At 40.2% G+C, this 19,160-nt stretch carries 16 protein-coding genes; 7 read left to right on the forward strand and 9 right to left on the reverse strand.

All coding sequences use genetic code 11. The annotated features are described in order from the left end of the window. Positions 1-144: 144 nt before the first annotated feature. Complete coding sequence (gene eno, locus ACESMA_RS11355) at positions 145-1,449, reverse strand: phosphopyruvate hydratase (protein WP_372948967.1); 1,305 nt, start codon at positions 1,447-1,449, stop codon at positions 145-147. 295 nt (positions 1,450-1,744) lie between these two features. Between eno and ACESMA_RS11360 the strand changes: the two genes are divergently transcribed. Further along, on the forward strand, positions 1,745-2,230 hold the full coding sequence (locus tag ACESMA_RS11360; RefSeq protein WP_372948935.1) for a DUF7004 family protein: 486 nt from the start codon (positions 1,745-1,747) through the stop codon (positions 2,228-2,230). Positions 2,231-2,239: 9 nt separating this feature from the next. On the opposite strand, the gene ACESMA_RS11365 is transcribed toward ACESMA_RS11360, so the two are convergent. Both ACESMA_RS11365 and ACESMA_RS11370 read right to left on the reverse strand, forming a co-directional pair. Next, positions 2,240-3,106 carry a universal stress protein gene (locus tag ACESMA_RS11365; protein WP_372948936.1) on the reverse strand — a complete coding sequence of 289 codons (867 nt, stop codon included), beginning with the start codon at positions 3,104-3,106 and terminating at the stop codon, positions 2,240-2,242. Between the two features lie 134 nt (positions 3,107-3,240). After that, a complete protein-coding gene (locus ACESMA_RS11370; protein WP_372948937.1) occupies positions 3,241-4,134 on the reverse strand; it encodes a phosphotriesterase in 894 nt (297 codons plus the stop codon). Positions 4,135-4,468: 334 nt separating this feature from the next. On the opposite strand from ACESMA_RS11370, the gene ACESMA_RS11375 reads away from it, so the two are divergent. Next, complete coding sequence (locus tag ACESMA_RS11375; protein WP_372948938.1) at positions 4,469-5,437, forward strand: c-type cytochrome; 969 nt, start codon at positions 4,469-4,471, stop codon at positions 5,435-5,437. Positions 5,438-5,871: 434 nt separating this feature from the next. On the opposite strand, the gene ggt is transcribed toward ACESMA_RS11375, so the two are convergent. From ggt to ACESMA_RS11400, 5 genes are all read right to left on the reverse strand, one after another. Then, positions 5,872-7,560, reverse strand: a complete 1,689-nt coding sequence (gene ggt / locus ACESMA_RS11380) for a gamma-glutamyltransferase (protein WP_372948939.1) — start codon at positions 7,558-7,560, stop codon at positions 5,872-5,874. 83 nt (positions 7,561-7,643) lie between these two features. Next, positions 7,644-8,570 (reverse strand): aldo/keto reductase, encoded by a 927-nt coding sequence (locus ACESMA_RS11385; RefSeq protein WP_372948940.1) that lies wholly within the window; start codon positions 8,568-8,570, stop codon positions 7,644-7,646. Between the two features lie 230 nt (positions 8,571-8,800). Then, positions 8,801-9,040: a hypothetical protein gene (locus ACESMA_RS11390; protein ID WP_372948941.1), complete on the reverse strand. Its 240-nt coding sequence runs from the start codon at positions 9,038-9,040 to the stop codon at positions 8,801-8,803. A gap of 206 nt (positions 9,041-9,246) precedes the next feature. After that, positions 9,247-9,960, reverse strand: a complete 714-nt coding sequence (locus tag ACESMA_RS11395) for an SAM-dependent methyltransferase (RefSeq protein ID WP_372948942.1) — start codon at positions 9,958-9,960, stop codon at positions 9,247-9,249. 8 nt (positions 9,961-9,968) lie between these two features. Further along, a complete protein-coding gene (locus ACESMA_RS11400) occupies positions 9,969-10,784 on the reverse strand; it encodes an FRG domain-containing protein (RefSeq protein ID WP_372948943.1) in 816 nt (271 codons plus the stop codon). A 294-nt stretch (positions 10,785-11,078) separates the two neighbouring features. On the opposite strand from ACESMA_RS11400, the gene ACESMA_RS11405 reads away from it, so the two are divergent. From ACESMA_RS11405 to ACESMA_RS11415, 3 genes are all read left to right on the forward strand, one after another. Beyond that, entirely contained in the window at positions 11,079-12,563 is a 1,485-nt protein-coding gene (locus tag ACESMA_RS11405; protein WP_372948944.1) for a Gfo/Idh/MocA family protein, read from the forward strand. A 36-nt stretch (positions 12,564-12,599) separates the two neighbouring features. Next, complete coding sequence (locus ACESMA_RS11410) at positions 12,600-13,859, forward strand: uroporphyrinogen decarboxylase family protein (protein WP_372948945.1); 1,260 nt, start codon at positions 12,600-12,602, stop codon at positions 13,857-13,859. A gap of 97 nt (positions 13,860-13,956) precedes the next feature. Beyond that, complete coding sequence (locus tag ACESMA_RS11415) at positions 13,957-14,856, forward strand: ROK family protein (protein ID WP_372948946.1); 900 nt, start codon at positions 13,957-13,959, stop codon at positions 14,854-14,856. Between the two features lie 708 nt (positions 14,857-15,564). Here the strand turns inward: ACESMA_RS11415 and ACESMA_RS11420 are convergent. After that, positions 15,565-16,770 carry a plasmid pRiA4b ORF-3 family protein gene (locus ACESMA_RS11420; RefSeq protein WP_372948947.1) on the reverse strand — a complete coding sequence of 402 codons (1,206 nt, stop codon included), beginning with the start codon at positions 16,768-16,770 and terminating at the stop codon, positions 15,565-15,567. A 268-nt stretch (positions 16,771-17,038) separates the two neighbouring features. On the opposite strand from ACESMA_RS11420, the gene ACESMA_RS11425 reads away from it, so the two are divergent. Continuing rightward, positions 17,039-17,638 (forward strand): RNA polymerase sigma factor, encoded by a 600-nt coding sequence (locus ACESMA_RS11425; RefSeq protein ID WP_372948948.1) that lies wholly within the window; start codon positions 17,039-17,041, stop codon positions 17,636-17,638. Between the two features lie 340 nt (positions 17,639-17,978). Continuing rightward, on the forward strand, positions 17,979-19,010 hold the full coding sequence (locus ACESMA_RS11430) for a FecR family protein (RefSeq protein ID WP_372948949.1): 1,032 nt from the start codon (positions 17,979-17,981) through the stop codon (positions 19,008-19,010). Positions 19,011-19,160: the final 150 nt, after the last annotated feature.

Consider the following 19,160-nt stretch of genomic DNA (forward strand, 5'->3'; position numbering starts at 1 on the left):
ATACTTAAAATTTTCTGTTGAACATTTACCTGCAAAACTATATTGAAATTGCGGGTTTGCAAGGAAGAACCTGATATTAATTCTGGTGGAACAAAAAAGGCCGTCTTCCTTTCGAAAGACGGCCTTTAGTCTATTTAATTGAAATTATTTCCTGTAAACTTTTTTATACCCATAAATGGCGCTTTCGCCCAGTTCTTCTTCAATTCGAAGCAACTGATTGTATTTGGCCATACGGTCTGAACGGCTAAGTGAACCGGTTTTTATTTGTCCGCTGTTGGTAGCAACGGCAATGTCAGCAATAGTTGAATCTTCGGTTTCGCCCGAGCGGTGCGAAGTAACTGAAGTATAACCGGCACGGTGAGCCATTTCAATGGCATCCAGCGTTTCGGTAAGCGTACCAATCTGGTTTACTTTGATAAGAATTGAGTTACAGGCACCCATTTCGATACCTTTTTTCAGGTATTCAATGTTTGTAACAAAATTGTCGTCGCCAACCAATTGGATTTTATCACCCAGTTTTTCAGTCAGCATTACCCAACCATCCCAGTCGTCTTCTGCCATACCGTCTTCAATGGAGTCAATCGGAAATTTTTCCACCAGTTCGGCCAGGTAAGCTACCTGTTCTTCGCGATTACGTTTAGCTCCTTTTTCTCCTTCAAATTTGGCATAATTGTAAACACCATCAGCATAGAATTCTGATGCAGCACTGTCAAGTGCAATGGAAACATCACCTCCATCTTCTGCACGGCCAGGTTTGTACCCGGCATTTTTAATTGCTTCGATGATGCTGTTCAGCGCATCTTCAGTGCCTTCCAGCTCAGGAGCGAATCCACCTTCGTCGCCAACGGCAGTGCTCAGATTACGGCTTTTAAGTACTTTTTTCAGGCTGTGGAAAACTTCAGCGCCCATACGCAAGCCTTCACGGAACGAAGTAGCACCGATGGGGCGAATCATAAATTCCTGAAAAGCAATGGGAGCGTCGGAGTGTGAACCCCCGTTGATGATGTTCATCATGGGAACTGGTAAAGTTTTTGCGTTTGCCCCTCCAATATAACGATAAAGCGGCAGACCGGCAAATTCGGCGGCAGCTTTGGCACATGCCAGCGAAACACCAAGCATGGCGTTGGCACCAAGTTTCGATTTGGTTTTAGTGCCGTCCAGTTCCAGTAACTTGTTGTCAATGGCTACCTGGTCGGTTCCATCCATGCCAACCAATTCTTTGGCAATTACGTTATTTACGTTGTCAACGGCTTTCAGAACGCCTTTTCCGAGGTAACGGTTTTTGTCGCCGTCGCGCAGTTCAAGTGCTTCGTTTTCGCCTGTTGAGGCACCGGAAGGAACCGCAGCACGGCCAAATGCACCGCTTTCGAGGAGTACTTCAACTTCAATAGTCGGGTTTCCGCGTGAGTCGAGAATTTCCCTTGCTTTAATGTCGCTAATTAACATGATAAGTTGTTTTTTATTGTTTAACTTCTACTTGTTTTAGTCAGAAAATCAGCTTGTTAAACTGATTTGCCAAATGCAGCTCAAAGATACGAAAAATGTTCCGTTCCCATTATGTTGCCTCTAAATAAGTTAGAGGATATTTCATATAGGGTTAACCTGAATGTTGAATTTTTCTAACAGAAAGAAAACAATACTTAGGCCGGCAGAATAAAAGTTTAAACATCAAATAGCGGTATAGGAATTTTTCGTTTTTCAGAAAATTTTAATTTACTATATTTCGTCATTCAAAAGCACTGACATGCCAAAAAAAATTAACCAGTTTAGCCACGGTGGATTTATTGAATTTGACAGAGGAAAATTTGATGACTGGTGCGTATTTGTTACACGCGCCAATGGGGAACGCTTTGCTCCTGCAGATGTTCAGTATTTTTCCCGATTGAAAAAGCTGAGTGAATTTTATGGCGCCTCACTAATTTACACTGATTTTTTAACCATATACAATCGCACAAATGCAGAAATTAATGAAGAAATTCTGAAACTGATTACCATTCTCAGCCGGCATTACAAAAATGATATGCTTGAAATTGAAATTTGGTTTAACGTATTGTATGCCGGCATGGTGGCTGAAGAAAATAAAGAACATGCCATTTTGAAAAAGAGAATAAAACGGTTGGGAATGTACCAGGTTTTGGTTGAAAATATTGAACCTGAAAAAGCTGCCATTTTCAGTAAAGGAAAAAAATGGACTGAACTGGACAAACTGATGAAGGAAAAAGGATTTTAACAGACTTTTTTACAATTCAAAATCAACCGGCATAGGATGCATAAATTGTGTTACCGCAAAAACCGGCATGGAACAGCCATGGATTATTTCTGAAACAAATTTCCCAATCTGTAATCCGGATAATTTTGAGTCCTGGTGGGTTCTGATTATTACCATCCCCGGCTTTTCTTTTTCAATGTATTCCAAAATCATGTTTTGTTTTTCATGACCAGTAGATTTTAAAATTTCCACATCGCATTCAATTCCTCGTTGTGTTAGCATATGCTTTAACTTTTCAGCATTTCGCCAGGCCAGACTATGTTTTGTTTCAATGTTAATTCCCAGAGCTGAGACAATAGTAATTTTTGCACTGAACTTTTTTGCAAAATAGGTAGCCCACAGCAATTTTTTCTGTGTAGATTGTGAAATATCAACAGGAATTACAATTTTTTTTATTTCACTCATCTGATGACCATTATTGAGTGCCATTACCGGGCTGTTGGAACGACTGATGAGTTTATCAAATTCATCAGTGTCCATTCCTTTTTCATTTTTACTTTTGTCAATCATCAAAAATTCGTAACCTCCGTTTTTCGATTGTTTAAGCAGAACAGGAAGTTGAGAACCGGCTTTTATTCTGTATGTTAAATGCTCCAAATCTTCAGGTGGGGCAATGTTTTTTACAAAATTTTTAAGTGAATTTAAGGCATCATTTTTTTGAAGTTGGGTTTGTTTGGGGCGAATTAACTTTTTGAACAATGCAGGTTTGTCAATAATATGGTAAACAAAAAGGCGCATGCCAAGCCACTGCCTGAAAAATAAGGCCTGATTTAAGATGTTTTCTCCTTCTTTTGTGGGAGGTACCAGTGCTAAAATGTTATTTGACCTGTATCTCATTTTTTAAAAGCTGATTTTATATTTTTTTCTATCCGCTACAATATACGAAAATTGGGTTGTGCTTGTTTGAAGAAATATTGTAAAACATAAAAATTGCAGGAATTAATTTTCCTGCATGATATAAAAATCAGGATTTAAAAAAGTCTTTTTTTTACCTGGAATGCTTCTGACGGATTAAGAACAAAAAGTTGATGGATATCTTGCTGGCTAAGGCCGTTATCCCCAAGTGCAGGAATAAGAATTTTCTCAATGTCAGTAAATCCACGGAATTCTCCTCCACCTGGTTCACCGGGCCTGTACCAGCCGGCATCGTGAGAAAAAAGGACTTTATGAAGTAACCCTTCCTTTTTCATATTCAGTGCAATTTCTATATACCTGTCCAATTGTTTTTCAGAAAAATTATCGAAAGCAACCCAGGCACCTTTACGGGCTGCCTCAATATGATTTTTGAAGTCTGATTCATTTTGCGCGTGAGTCCATATAAATGCGGAAGAATGAATTCCGTTTTTTTCCAGTAATTCAAGTTGTTCGAATGCCGCTATGGCAGGTCCTGTGTGCGACATTATGGTAAGTCCGGTAGCTTTGTGTGTTAAGCAGGCGGCCTCCACAATTTTTTTATTAATGGGCTCCAGCGATTTTCTTTCCACTGCAATTTTTATAAAACCCGGATGTACACCCGATCCTTCAATCCCGCTTTCTGATTCTTCAATCCATCGTTGAGCCAATTCTTCAGTAGTTTCAGAAAATGCATGTGGCGGAAGATATTTGGCATCAACAGCGCTGTAATATCCGGTATTGGTAATGAGCTGGATTCCTGATTTTTCAGAAAGCATTTTTAAAAGTTCCGGATCGCGGCCAAGATAAGCCGGGGTGCATTCAACAAGCGTATTATATCCTGATTTTTTAATCTCCAGAAGGTAAGGAAGTACTTTTGCAACAACACTGTCTTTGTTCCAGCGATGATAACCTGTGCTGTCGGCACCAATAAAATCTACCAGTAAGTGTTCATGATGCAGTGTTTTTCCCATTTTTCCACTTGAAATGGGGCCGTTGACGGTTATTATTTGAGGTTGTTCAAAGGAACACGAGAGGGCAAAAAGAATTCCAAATAAAAGAGACGGAATTTTTATTGCAGAAAATTTTTTTTCGAATCTCCGATACAGATTTTTCATTGAATGGTCATTAAAGTTAAGATTCCAAATTACGAAAAGTTATAATAATAAACAAAGTAATATTGTTCAGGAAGTAATTCAAATTGTTTTTTACAGAATTTTCTGTTTATAGTTTAAAAAATATCACCTGAAATAAATACTAATTTATCTTTTTTTTATAAATTGTATGACAGTTTTAAAATTATATCAAATGAAACGGATACTTTGGATTATTTTGGGATTAGTATTAACAGTGATTATTTTGTTGGTTATGTATTTACGGTTTGTTTTACCTTCAGTAGGACCGGCTCCTGATATTCAGGTCGAAATAACTCAAGAAAGACTGAAACGTGGCGAATATTTAGCTACAAGTGTTATGGGTTGCATTGATTGCCACACCCAACGCGATTTTACCAAACTCACTGCACCAATTTCCGGTTTTCCTTTTTCCGGAGGAAGTTTGGATGAGTTTACCGAAGAGAATGGATTGCCGGGGAATTTTTATGCGCAAAACCTTACTCCCTATTACCTGGGAAACTGGACTGACGGAGAAATTTACCGTGCAATTACAACAGGAGTTACAAAAGATGGTCGGGCGCTTTTTCCGGTTATGCCATACCACATGTATGCACAGGCTTCTGAGGAAGATATTTATTCTGTTATTGCCTATCTTCGCACTTTGAAACCGCACGAGAAAACTGTTCCAAAATCAAAAGCAAAGTTTCCGGTAAGTTTACTATTAAATACCATGCCCAAAGAAGGTGTTCATGGTGAAATTCCTCCAAAAGAAAACCTGGTGGAATATGGAAAATATATGATAACCTTGGCTGCATGTATCGATTGCCATACACCCATGGAAAAGGGGAAACTTTTTCTGGATGAAGCCTATAGCGGTGGTCTTGAGTTTGTTTTACCAACAGGAATTGTAAGGTCGTCAAATATTACCCCCGACAAAGAAACTGGTATTGGAAACTGGACCGAAGAAATGTTTGTTAACAGATTTAAAGTTTACTCCGATTCACTTTTTACGCCGCCTGTTGTTCATGAAGGATTTAATACGGTAATGCCCTGGACTATGTATGCCAAAATAAACGATTATGATTTAAAAGCTATTTATGCTTATCTTCAATCACTTGAACCCCAAAAGAAACAGGTTTTAAGGTTTTCTCCTAAGGAATAGTAAAAATGAAATGAAATGTAATTTTATATTGATTTTTTTCAGGTTTTTATAATATAAGCATTTATTACCTCATTTTTGGTAATTTTATACCTGATTTATCAGGTTTTTATTCCAAATCTATCAGTAACTTTGTTATTTGTATAAATTACATAAAGGGATACGTTTGTAATTCTTTCTTTTATTAAAATATTTGCGTGAATTTAGAAGAAAAAAGAATCTGGCTATTTGGAGTTGCCAACGCCTGCCCGCTTAATTCTCCGTGTGGTAACTGTCCATTTACAGACATTCGGAATAAGACGGTAACAGAGCGCTGGAAATATATTTCCGAATTACCTGAAGACCAGGTTGATTCCCTAACGAATCATCATATAAAATGTTTATACGACAGAGAAATGAACAAATAAGGGAACAAAAGAAGCAGGTTCCGGTTTTGGTTAAAAACCTGCTGCCTGCCCGTCTTTTCTCGATTCCGAAGCACCGTAAAATACGTTGTTCTTCTCATCCCACATAATGGCCTGGTAACCACCATACGGACCGTTGGCATAGCTTATTTTATGGCCTTTTTCCATTAGGCTGCGAATGGTTTGGTACGAAAACCCTGTTTCTATGGAAACTAAACCGCCATCGGTCATTTTTTCGCCGGTTGGCTGGCTTGAGCCTGAATGTTCAATACGCGGGGCATCACCAGCTTCCTGCAGGTTCATGCCAAAATCTACTATGTTACAGACAATCTGCACATGCCCCTGTGGCTGCATATCGCCTCCCATTACACCAAAACTGATCCATGGTTTTCCCTCTTTTGTAATAAAAGCAGGAATTATAGTATGGAAAGGTCTTTTGTGTGGTTCATATACATTCATGTGCCCTTCTTCGAGGGAAAATAATTCACCACGATCCTGCAAAACAAATCCGAGTTTTCCGGGCGTCATTCCCGACCCCATGCCCCTGAAATTGCTTTGAATAAGCGAAACCATATTTCCCTCGCTGTCAGCCGTAGTTAAATAGATGGTATTGTCGGTATCTGGTTCACCAGCGGGATAGTTCCGGCCAGCCCGGTTTGGATCAATCAATTTTGCCCGTTCTTTTCCGTAGCTTTTTGAAACAAGATGTTCTGTTGGAAGTTCATTAAAGTCGGGGTCAGAATAGAATTTGGCACGGTCTTCAAATGCCAGCTTTTTAGCTTCAATGAACAGGTGCATGTATTCCGGAGATCCAAATCCCATGCTGCCAATATCGAAATTTTCCAAAATATTCAGCATCTGCAAAGCGGCAATTCCCTGACCGTTGGGAGGAAGCTCCCACACATCGTAACCACGGTAATTCGTTGAAACAGGTTCAACCCATTCTGATGTATGATCTTCAAAATCTTTAAGGGTAAAAAAGCCGCCCTGTTCGCGAAGATAATTTACCATTTTTTGCGCCATTTCACCTTTGTAGAAAACGTCTCGGCCTTTGTTTGCAATTTCTTCGAGAGTGTTTGCCAGAAATGGATTTTTAAAAATTTCGCCCTTTGCCGGTGTTTTTCCTCCCGGCATAAAAATTTCTTCGAAACCGGGGTATTTTTGCAAAATTCTTGAATTGCTTTGCCAGTAATGTGCAATCAGTTCGGAAACCGGAAATCCGTTTCGTGCATAATTAATTGCCGGCTCCAGAATATCTGCCATGGAAAGTTTGCCGAATTTACTGTGCAATTCGAACCAGCCGTCAACGCACCCAGGTACTGAAACCGAAAGGGCACCGTGCGACGGAATTTTTTCATATCCGTTTTCTTTGAAATAATCGAGAGTGAGTTCGTATGGTGATCTTCCGCTTGCATTCAACCCAAAAAGTTTTTGGGTTTTGGCGTCCCAAACAATAGCGAAAAGATCACCGCCAATTCCGTTGCCGGTCGGTTCCATCAATCCAAGCGCTGCATTGGCTGCAATGGCAGCATCAATGGCATTTCCACCCGATTTTAAAATGTCGAGTGCAACCTGCGTGGCCAGCGGCTGACTGGTGCACGCCATACCGTTTTGTGCAATTACTTCGCTGCGGGTTGCAAAAGTTAGGCCGGTTATACGATCTTGTGCAAATACACAAATGGAGAACAAAAACAGAAAGTTTAATAACGCAATTTTCTTCATTTTGGCAACTTTTAAATTAGCAGCCGAAAAGTACAAAAACTGCGCAATAAATCAAAGATGGAATTGTGGATGTAAGATTTTATTTATCCACGAAGCTCAGTTAATGCCGTTTCGGTGCGAGCCAGGTAGTTATCAATTTGTGCATTTTCTTCGAAACCAATAATCATCATATCAACCGATTCAAGGCCCAGAACAAATCGAAGGGCATGGTCAATTTTTTCGCTTTGGTCGCGTAATTCGCCGTTGCCAACCAGCTTCATTCCAATAACTCCCTTACCTGATTTGTGCAATTTATTAATGACTTTCACTACTTGTTCGGGCTCAGGCTTGTCCATGGCAATTCCGTATGGGTTTATTCTTACATGAATAACATCAACCCACGGACTGTTGGCGGCATCTTCCATGGCATCGATCGAATGAACAGAAACCCCATGTGCCCTGATAATTCCTTTTGCCTTAAGATTTTCAAGAATATCCATTTGTTTTTTCTGGGTTTCTGTCCAGTTTTCTTCCACCATACAATGAATCTGCACTAAATCAATATAATCGGTGTTTAGTTCTTTTCTAAACCGATCGACCACAATATCGGCATCGGGACGTTCCGGTTCAGGAATTCCGCCTCCGCGTACCCATATTTTCGATGAAAGAGCAATATCGGATCGGTCCATTTTTTTTATGGCTTCTGCCACCAACCCATGTGTACCATACGAATCGGCACAATCGAAAAACCGGATACCTTTATCGTATGCGTGGTAGAGCAAATCGATGCTTTTGTTTTTGTCCTGCCGGGTTAAAAAGGATGTCCGGTTTCCTGCATGAACACCGGTTCCAATTCCGAGAAGCGTGGTTTCCAATCCTGATTTTCCCAGTTTCACTTTTTGAATGGGATTGGAACTTGCATACCTGGATTGCCCGGCATAAAGCGAATTGGAAAATAACAAATGAGCTGTTCCCAAAGATAGTGCACGGACAAAATTCCGGCGGTGCATATTTATTTTTTTCTCTTCCATAACCATCTATTTTAAAGACAAACAACAAAGCCGGGCGTAAAGTTTGAAAATTACTTTTTTCTTTTTAGCCGGAAGCTGCTTTTTATTTCTGCCTCTAAAAATAGCAATTAATGGAATTGAAGGGAGGAAATTTTGTTAAAAGTATCATGAGGAACCAAAATACTATTCAAATGCCAAACAAGCGGTTGGTTTAAAACGAATTCCAACTTCAGTGTAAATCAAAATTGAATTCAGTTTACTTCTTCGGGTTTGGGCTGACTGTTGGTTTTCTCATTTTCTGTTCCTTCCTTTTCCTGTAATTCTGTTTCCGAATCTTTAAACAATGGAAGAGCTTTTGCAGGTTTTGACTGGATAATTTTGTTGGTAATAATTGTGTCCACAGCTTCAACCTTCGCGGGAAGATTAATAATATTACTCAACTTTAGTCCCAAAAGAAAAAAAATAGATGAAAAAAAGACAATTGTTTTCATGCTTTTACATTTTCTGGTTTTCTGAAAAATGAATTATAAAATCACTGGCAATTTATGAATTTTAGAATGAACTGAGAAAAATTATCTGTAAACACCCTGGTTTTTTCGGTGAACGGTTTAAATTTTTATTCGAAAACCGGGAAAACTACTTTTTAATTTTTATTTGAAAATTTTGTTTTTAAAGCAACTAAAAATTTAGAGGAAAACTATTTTTCAGAAATCGTTAGTTGTGCCAGGTAATCGAAGTTTTTCCCTTCCATTATTTTTTTGCTATTCAAACCTATTTTTTTACAAATTTGAGTAAGCGTTTCAAAATCGGTAAACAGCCAGTTAAACTTCATGAATTCATTTTTATACTTCAGTTCGTAATTCATTTCGCCAAAATAGCCCTCCCTGGTTAAATCAACCCAAACCGAACCGTCTTCTTCTTCAAACAGGTAGCTGATATCAGACGAGTCAATAATAATCTGTCCGTTTGGGGTGAGCAGGTTTTTCAGGTGGAGCAATAATTTTTTCAATCCTTTGAGGGTACCTCCAATTCCGGTGCCGTTCATTAAAAGGAGAATGGTTTGGAACCCTTTTTCGTGAAAATGAAAAACGTTTGAACAAATAACATTTTCTACCCCTCGTTTTTTCATTACACTGGCAGCCAGTTCCGATTTTTCCAGCGCTGTTACATCCAGGCCTTTTTCCTGTAAAACAATTGCATGGCAACCTGCGGCTGCACCAACATCCAGCACTTTTCCCCGGCAAAGGTTCAGCGCTGTTTTTTCAATCTCGGGCATTTCATTCACTGTTCTGAAAAAATATGCGGGTGACAGAAGTTCTCCTTCTGTATAATTGGTTTGAATTTCAATATCGGGCGTTTCACCATGTTCAAAATAATCGGCAATAGCCCGTCCAATAAGATCGTTCTTCATTTTAAAAATTATTCTTCGATAAATTTTGGCTGATAATGGCGTTTCAGCCAGCTTGCCAGTCCATCGAGCCCAGGGAATAAAACACGTTCGGTGATGTTGGCCTGGTCGAGTTTGTCGCGGACTTCCCATTTCAACTCAGCCGGTATTATGATTCTTCTGTAAAGATTTGGATGCTCTAACAGCCAGTCGTCGAGGATTGCCGTAGCATTGGTTGTAATGGAAAAAAAGGCAAACTGGTTGACAATTCTTTCATCGAGCGACGGCGGTTCAAAAAAAAGAACATGACCGGGGCCGATTTTTTCATCGAACTTTTGAAGTGTCAGGAATTCCGATTCCAGCATCTCTACAGTAAAAGCATTACATTTTTCGAGGCTGAGCAGCGCATTCAGCGGTTTTGGAATCAGTTGATTTACTTTTACAAAATCCACTTTCCATATCACCCCGTCAATGTCGAATTTTTCTGTGTTTGCCGTAGCAAAGTGCATGGCCACAAAAGGGGAGTAGGTCCAGTCGAGCAGCCGTGTTGTAAGTCCGTGGTGTTGTGCCAAAACCAAAGATCGCAACTGGGTGTTGGTAAGCTGGGGTTCGCTGGTTCGTGCATATTTCCGGAAATTTCGTAAAAGATGGTATTCCAGTTCGGGGTGGTTCCCGCAATTTCTTAAAAAGCTGTTTTTCAACTGGTAGCTGCAATCCGACAAGCCGCGAAAAGCATAATCGCTGCGATACCGGCCAAGTTGTTGTTTCCATGCATCGTGGTAAACCTCCTCAACCAACTGGTTCCAGGATTTCACAACAATATCGTTGGCTGTAATTTTACACGTCATTTTTTATTGAAAAAATAGTGAGGCTAAATTACGAAACAAAAACGATGTGCCCTAATTAAGATGAATAACCGGGAATTGGTATTTTGTAATGGATTACAAATTATTTTATTATTTTTTGTATCCGGTTACAAAAAAGTATATTAACCATATATTGCTCTGGCTGTTTGGTTTTTTGTATTGAAGAGTTGTTGAAAGAAAGTGAACACTGGTAATTGTTTTACAGCTTTTATTTCTTTTAATTTGTACAAGCATAACTTGTGAAACCAATGACTAAAATTTCAAAAACCATATAAAATGAACAAATCAAGACGCGAATTTATCCGAAAAAGTTCTGTTGCAGCAGCAGGAATTTCAATAGTTCCCAGCCACGTTGTTAGCGGATTGGGCCATCGTGCCCCAAGTGACAAACTGAACATTGCTGGCGTTGGAATTGGCGGGAAAGGCCATCCGAACCTGGTGGCCATGAATACTGAAAATATTGTGGCCCTTTGCGATGTGGACTGGAAATACTCCGAAAAATGTTTTAAGGAATTTCCCAACGCAAAACGGTTTTGGGACTGGCGGAAAATGTTTGATGAAATGGGAAATTCCATTGATGCCGTGATGGTTGCCACTGCCGACCATACCCATGCAACTATTGCCGCTCATGCACTGGCCATGGGCAAACACGTTTACTGCCAGAAACCGCTTACCCATTCGGTATATGAATCCAGATTACTAACCAGACTGGCTGCAAAACACAAAGTAGCCACACAAATGGGTAATCAGGGAAATTCCGGTGACGGAGTGCGGCAGGTGTGTGAATGGATTTGGAACGGAGAAATTGGAGAGATAACAGAAGTTCATGCCTGGACCGACCGCCCGATTTGGCCGCAGGGTCTGGAACGTCCTGCCGAAAAAATGACTTCGCCCGATACACTGAACTGGGACTTGTTTATCGGTCCGGCACCGGAACGTCCCTACCATGAAATTTACACTCCATGGAACTGGCGGGGCTGGTGGGATTTCGGAACCGGAGCCTTTGGCGACATGGCCTGCCACGTGCTCGATCCGGTTTACCAGGCGTTAAAATTGGGTTACCCCGATAAAGTCAGGGGAAGTTCAACGCAGATGAATACCGAATCTGCACCACAGGCAGAAACCGTAGAATTTTCATTTCCGGAGAGAGAAAAGATGCCAAAGGTTAATATGCCAGAGGTAAAAGTATATTGGTACGACGGAGGTTTGTTGCCTGTGCGCGCCGACCTGGTGCCCGAAGGTGTAAATCTGATGGAAGATGGTTTGGGCGGCTGTATTTTCGTTGGCACAAAAGATAAAATGATTACCGGTTGCGGCGGGTTTAACGCACGGCTTCTTTCGGGTCGGGTTCCCAAAGTAACTCCGTATTTGCGGAGAATTCCCGGCGCAGTGGGGTATGTTGACGGGCCACATGAGCAGGACTGGATTCGTGCCTGCAAAGAATCGCCGGAAAACCGGGTTGAAGGGACTTCACATTTTGGGTATTCTGGTCCGTTCAACGAAATGGTTTTACTCGGGGTGCTGGCCATCCGGTTACAAAGTCTGAATAAAACGCTGGAGTGGGATGCTGAAAAAATGCAGGTGAGCAACATTACAACAACCGATGAATTGCGTATTGTAACTTCTGATGAATTCCAGGTAATTGACGGCCACCCTCATTTCAACACTCAGTATGCAAAATTTAACGCCCATGAAGCTGCCGGCGAATACATAAAACATACTTACCGGACGAGTTGGGATTTGCCTGCAATGCCTGCATGAAAAGAATAGCAGAATTGATAATCAAATTAAAACAGAATGACATCGAAAGAACGGTTCGATTTAACAGTAAATCATAAACAGCCAGACAGAATGGTGGTTGATTTTGGTTCTACACCAGTAACCGGAATTCATGTTCTGTCCATTGAAAAACTCCGGAAATTTTACGGACTGGATTATAAACCGGTTCGTGTAACTGACCCATTGCAGATGCTGGGCGAGGTTGACCAGGAGCTGGCAGAAGTTTTGGAGGTTGATGTGGTGGGGGCAAAAGGCCAAAAAAATTCCTTCGGCTTTTTTAACCACGAACCATTTAAAGAATTCAAAACTCCCTGGGGTCAGATTGTGCTGGTACCAGAGGATTTTAATACAACCAAAGATGAAAAGGGGGATTTTCTTATATATCCTGGGGGCGATATTTCTGCGCAGCCATCGGGACGAATGCCGGCAACAGGTTATTTTTTTGATGCCATAATACGTCAGCAACCCATAACTGAGGAAAATCTGGACCCAAACGATAATCTGGAAGAATATGGTTTGGTTTCGGAAAGCGATTTGGAATACTGGGAAAAAACCACACAAAAAGCGAGAGCCACCGGCAAGGCGGTTATTGCCGGACTTGGAGGCACTGCTCTGGGCGACATTGCACATGTTCCCGGAATTAAACTGAAGAATCCGAAAGGAATTCGCGATATTACTGAATGGTACATGAGTATTTTAATCAGGCCCGAATATATAAAAGCAATTTTTGACCGGCAGACCGAAATTGCACTTGAAAATTTCAGGCGTTTATTCAAAGTCATTGGCGATAATATTGATGCTGTTTATATATGCGGAACTGACTTCGGTACACAGGATTCCACTTTTTGTTCGCCGGAACAATTCGATGATTTGTGGTTGCCTTATTACCGGAAAATTAACGATTGGGTTCATGCCAACACAAACTGGAAAACTTTCAAACATTCCTGCGGCGCCGTTGAACCATTTCTGTCTCGGTTTATTGAGGCAGGTTTCGATATTATTAATCCGGTGCAGGTGAATGCCAAAGGAATGGACCCTGATCATCTGAAAAAAACATACGGAAAAGACCTCGTTTTTTGGGGCGGTGGAATCGATACCCAAAAAACCTTACCTTATTCTTCACCTGAAAAAATAAGGGAAGAAGTGCTCCGGTTATGCGATATTTTTGCAAAGGACGGAGGGTTTGTATTTAACACGGTTCATAACATTCAGGCCAATGTTCCGGTTGAAAATGTTGTGGCGATGGTGGATGCAATAAAAGAATTCAATACAACGTAAAGATGAAACGAGCATGATAATTTTTAACACAAACGAGTATGATTAAAATTCATGCGAGTTCCATCTGTTACCATAAAAAATAAACAATTATAAACAGATGAATAAAAATGCAATTGGAATAGACCTGGGTGGTTCAAGGATTAAAGCAGCGGCCATTGATGAAACAGGAAAAATATTAAACAGCTATTACCATCCCACAAACGACGAACTTGATACGAATTGGAAAATGGGTGTTGCTGAGGCCGTATTGGAATTACGGGTGAAAAACGGGATTACAGATTCCGTTATTGGAATTTCTGCACCCGGGTTGCCCAATACCAACAATTCAGCCATCGCTTTTATGCCCGGCCGGTTGCAGGGCCTGGAAAACTTTATTTGGACCGACTTTTTGAAGAGTAAAACTTTTGTATTGAACGATGCCATTTCGGCTATGATGGCTGAATCACGTTTTGGCGCTGCAAAAAACAAAAAAAACGTCGTCATGCTGACTTTGGGAACTGGTGTTGGCGGCGCCATTCTCATTGATGGAAAACCTTACCAGGGCGCATTCAATAAAGCGGGCCACATCGGACACATGGTTATCGACAGCGAAGGCGAACCTGATATTATTGGAATACCCGGCAGTTTGGAAGATGCCATTGGGAACTGTACCATCAAAAAACGGTCTTTGGGAAAATATTCGGATACTCAACAGCTACTGGAAGCATACCGGAATGGTGACCTGTTTGCTACGGAGGTTTGGCTGAAATCTGTAAAGAAATTAGCCATTGGACTGGCTGCCTTAACCAATATACTTTCACCTGAAATGATCATCCTTGGAGGAGGCATTACAGAAGCCGGCAAGGAATTGTTTGAGCCGCTTGAAGAATTTATGAGTTTGTATGAATGGCGCACAGGCGGCAACAAAACAGAAATTGTAAAGGCCGGTTTCGGCGACCTGGCCGGAGCAGTGGGTGCTGCCTGCTTTGCAAGGGAAATTTCGGCAGGAGGAGTTTGATATATTCAAAATAATTAGGTCTTTTATGCCGAAATATTCAAATATTAACCATCAAAAAACAAATAAACTCCAAATTCAAATATGCAAAATCATCAAAAGGTTAAACAAATTGGAATTTAATTGATTGATATTTGGAAATTACCTGCCCGTCCGGCAGGCGGGTTTGGGATTTGTTTTTTGTTTGTTGTCATTTCCGGCTTGTTCAAATCAGGTTTAATTTTCAAAAAAGAAAGATTTTAAAGACTGCTGCATTTTTTTGTTCTCCAGTAAGCTTTTTTGTTGCCCTGTAGTACTTTTATCGCTCCCTGCGGTCTTTTTCAGATCCCTGCAGCGTTTTTACCCTTCCTGCGGCACTTTTTTGGATTCCTGCAGTGCAGGGAAGCATAAAATCAATGCAGGGAATGGTAAAAACAAACAGGGCGCCACGCAAGTTAACAGGGCGCCCCAAAACGTAACAGGATGCTGTTATTCAGCAATTTCACTGTTATCATCTTTCTTTTTCCGGTTTTGTTTTTTCCAATAACTGCTGGAATAGCCTTTCAGCCGGTTTTTATTGTTTCGGAATACATATTTCCCGGCTTCACGGATTTCATCAACCAGTGCTTTTAAATAGGTGTAAGCCTTGTCGCGGATGATTTTCGATTCGTTGGGATCGGCTTTGGCACCCTTGATTATAATCGATCGGCAGCAAGTTTCATAAAAAAAGTATCAGAAATACCTGTATTGTTCCGGTGCCTTCCCCTTCTTTTCAACGATTTTTGGATTCAAGGGGACCGGACTGCTGCTGTCGATATTCTCAAGCACTATGTTGAATTCCCAGGAGTCGCCATAATCGAAAAGATATAAAATCCGCTGGCCTTCGTAAAGTTCCAGTTCATCAATTTTCACTTCGTCAACATAAGGTCCGTTTTCATTGAAGGGTGATTCATAGGAATTCCTCGAATACCTTTTGGCATCCATGAAAAACGAATACAAATGGTCGTCATCAAAATCAAAAGCATCCTGGATTGCATTGTGCAGATCCAACAACGTGTGCAGGTGCGAAAGCTGGATTTTGCGCCATACGCCTGGCGAAACGCTTACTTTAAAAAGATAACACCCTTTCTTAATAACTGGTGCTATCGAAACCGTATTTTTAATCGTACCCACGGGGAAAATCGGCGCCATCATTTTATAAAGTGGCACAAAATCCGGATCATCCCGGACATCCCCTTTATAGAACCCCAATTCTTTTAAACAGGGAATGTTCCATCGAACAATTTCCTGCCCCGAAAGGATTTTGGATAAACTAACTCCCAATTCAGTTGGGATAACAGCGGCTATTGAATCATCGTAGCGGGTGATTTTCTTGTCGCTGTCGGTAATCGGTATAAAATCGCACAAACCAAAATAATTGAAATAGTGAATGAGGGAAGATGAGTATGAAAACAGGGGATCGTAGTCGCGCCGGCCGGAGAATGCGCCTTTTTTTAACTGCTTTCCCGGTGTTGAGCGTGCAAAAGCTTCTATAATTTCTTCGATGGGCTGTTGGCCAAACCGCAGGATTTCAAGAAAATTGAAGGTACACCAAAACGTTTCAAAGAGAAAGGCATACTGCTCAAAGTTATTCAATTGGTCGAATTCGGCTTTTGCCGGAGTGCCGGTCAGCAAGATATTGCCTTTCGCATCGGCCGTTTTCCTGAACAATTTTCCACTGGTGCACAGTTGGAACAATAAATCAATCACCGGATAGGATTCCTGCTGGTAGTTTGGCGCGGCAACTTCCTTGCGGAAATGCAGCAAGCCATTGATTTCAAAAAGATCCTTTTTCCCCAGTTGGGTTTTCGTTTTCGTCAGCACCGGGTTATTATCTGCGATGTATCGACAGAGTTTATGGAAATTGTCGATAGTAATATGGATGGCCTGTTCGTTCATTATCTGTAAGCTTTGTATTAAAATTTCTAATACTATTTAAACCACAAAAATAATTACTCTTATTCAAATTATTGTTTAGCATGAAAAATGATTATAGTCTTGAAGGTAAATGTTTGAGTCTTATGAAATGACACTTATTTTTTAGATTGAACATCTGAATTTCCAGACAAAATTGTTTGTTGTTTTCCTCCATCTGGAAAAGTTAAAATTTCAACCGATTGCGTTTATTTTTATTTACTTTGCAAAAAGTCAGATAAAAACTAATCTTTTGTTTGGAAAAAAATTAAATACTGAGACCCGGCTTCTGAACGGCCTGAAAAAGAGCGACCACGAAAGTTTCAGGAAGCTTTTCGAGCAGTACAGTAAACCATTGTACAGGTTTTCATTAAGTTATTTAAAATCGAATGAAGGGGCAGAAGATGTTGTGCAGGAGGTTTTTATCAAAATCTGGGATAAAAGAAAAGATATCGATACTGGCAAATCCTTTCAATCATACGTGTTCACCATTGCTCTGAATTCGGTTCGAAAATATTTTAATAAGCTGGCAGCAGCCAATCAGCTAAAACACGATATTATTGCTTCTTTTTCTGAAAATTCCGCAAAGTTGGATGAGCAGGATGATTTTGAAGATTATTTGCGTCATCTGGATACATTGATCAACCGGATGCCGGAAAAACGAAAAGAAATTTTTATCGGGAAAAAGCTGGATGGAAAATCACAAAAAGAACTGGCCGAAGAATTTGGGATTACAACTAAAACGGTGGAGTATCATATTACCGAAGCCATGAAGTTCCTGAAGGAAGAGTTTGAAAAACTTCGGCTGGGTGGAATGGTATTTTTTTATTTGTTTATTACAAAAAAGAATTAAACGCTAAAGCCGTTGAAATAAAATCAATATTTTGTTCGCCAAACTAAAGCATGGCGCAAAAAATGAGAGCTTTTTACACCGGCGCTTTAGCCCGGTGAACAGAACAAAGAGACAGAGGAGAAAAGCTTTAGCTATTAATATTATGATTCTCATTTTCAATTAAGAACCTATTTGAATTCACCTGTATTTTAAAAAATTTCTTTTTTTCCACTAGGGATTTTCCAATTTTCAGGATATAACAAGCATAAAAAAAACAATTCGTTTTTTCGCATAGTTTAATATTGGTTTAGCAGAGAAAAGGGGAGTGTTTTTTACGCTTCTCTTTTTCAAACTGAAAAAAATGGAGAAGAACACCACATACAAAACCCTTGAAAAGTTTTCCGAAGGAAAATACTCCTGGAACGATTACCAGATGGTTAAAACCTGGTTTGAAAACATACACAGTTTTAACGAAGCAAAGTCTTTTTTGAAAGTGCACTGGAATAATCTTAGTGAATCAGTTTCACCCGACGGCAAATCATTGAATCATATTTACAGGCAGATAGAATACCATATTTTGCTCGAAGAAAAAAAGGAATCGAAAAAAATAAATCTGTGGCGGATTTATCGTCAGGCAGCAGCAATTTTTTTAATTCCGGTTTTGGTTTTTTCAGCCTGGTATTTTTTTTATGAAAAAACCGCGTCAGATGCTGATTTAGCCTGGGTAGAAATTCAGGCCCCGCACAGTTCGCGCATTCAGTTTTCTTTACCCGACGGCTCGTCCGGCTGGCTAAACAGCGGTTCGTTGTTGAGATACAATCCGCAGTTTACAAAAAAACGCCAGGTGCAGCTATCCGGCGAGGCTTATTTTGAAGTAAAAGCTTCGGATATTTTTTTCAATGTGAAAACTTCTGATTTCGATGTGAACGTGTTGGGCACAACATTCAATGTAACTGCTTATAAAGATGATTCTTTTTCGCAGGTAGCACTCGTAGATGGAAAAGTGAATGTTACCGGAAACAATCAGATTTTTGACAAAACGCTTTCACCCGGTGAAAGATTGTTGGTGTATCCTGCCGAAAATAAATTTAATGTAAGTAATGTAGATACCGAAAGCCTCACAGCCTGGAAAGACGGATTGCTTCTGCTTGACCATGAACCCCTGGAGCTTGCCGTAAAAAGAATGGAAAGATGGTATAATGTGGAAATAATTATTGAGGATGAATTGCTGAAAAGTTACCGGTTTAAAGCCACTTTTGAGGATGAACCGCTCGAAGAAGTGTTAAAGTTGCTTTCAGTTTCAACCCCAATGAACTATACTTTTGAAAAAAGGCAGGAAGATTCGGATGGAATTTATAAAAAGAAGAGAGTGAGAATAAAGCTGAAACAATAAAAATGCAAAGCAGGAAGATGTTCGCACCACCTCCCTGCAAAACTTGCAGAGCGATCAATAAATCTATTTATTAACTCTACAAAAGATTGTAAATGTATGAAAAAGTTTAGAAATTTAATGTTTTGGTGTGGTTGCGGAATTCGAAGTCAC

The sequence above is a fragment of the Mariniphaga sp. genome (genome assembly GCF_041687215.1).
Taxonomy (GTDB): Bacteria; Bacteroidota; Bacteroidia; order Bacteroidales; family Prolixibacteraceae; genus Mariniphaga.

Bases quoted from the DNA above. Each gene is read 5' to 3' on its own strand.
- ACESMA_RS11360 (WP_372948935.1), top strand. From the start codon at position 1,745: ATGCCAAAAAAAATTAACCAGTTTAGCCACGGTGGATTTATTGAATTT.
- ACESMA_RS11365 (WP_372948936.1), bottom strand. From the start codon at position 3,106: ATGAGATACAGGTCAAATAACATTTTAGCACTGGTACCTCCCACAAAA.
- ACESMA_RS11370 (WP_372948937.1), bottom strand. From the start codon at position 4,134: ATGGGAAAAACACTGCATCATGAACACTTACTGGTAGATTTTATTGGT.
- ACESMA_RS11375 (WP_372948938.1), top strand. From the start codon at position 4,469: ATGAAACGGATACTTTGGATTATTTTGGGATTAGTATTAACAGTGATT.
- ggt (WP_372948939.1), bottom strand. From the start codon at position 7,560: ATGAAGAAAATTGCGTTATTAAACTTTCTGTTTTTGTTCTCCATTTGT.
- ACESMA_RS11385 (WP_372948940.1), bottom strand. From the start codon at position 8,570: ATGGAAGAGAAAAAAATAAATATGCACCGCCGGAATTTTGTCCGTGCA.
- ACESMA_RS11390 (WP_372948941.1), bottom strand. From the start codon at position 9,040: ATGAAAACAATTGTCTTTTTTTCATCTATTTTTTTTCTTTTGGGACTA.
- ACESMA_RS11395 (WP_372948942.1), bottom strand. From the start codon at position 9,960: ATGAAGAACGATCTTATTGGACGGGCTATTGCCGATTATTTTGAACAT.
- ACESMA_RS11400 (WP_372948943.1), bottom strand. From the start codon at position 10,784: ATGACGTGTAAAATTACAGCCAACGATATTGTTGTGAAATCCTGGAAC.
- ACESMA_RS11405 (WP_372948944.1), top strand. From the start codon at position 11,079: ATGAACAAATCAAGACGCGAATTTATCCGAAAAAGTTCTGTTGCAGCA.
- ACESMA_RS11410 (WP_372948945.1), top strand. From the start codon at position 12,600: ATGACATCGAAAGAACGGTTCGATTTAACAGTAAATCATAAACAGCCA.
- ACESMA_RS11415 (WP_372948946.1), top strand. From the start codon at position 13,957: ATGAATAAAAATGCAATTGGAATAGACCTGGGTGGTTCAAGGATTAAA.
- ACESMA_RS11420 (WP_372948947.1), bottom strand. From the start codon at position 16,770: ATGAACGAACAGGCCATCCATATTACTATCGACAATTTCCATAAACTC.
- ACESMA_RS11430 (WP_372948949.1), top strand. From the start codon at position 17,979: ATGGAGAAGAACACCACATACAAAACCCTTGAAAAGTTTTCCGAAGGA.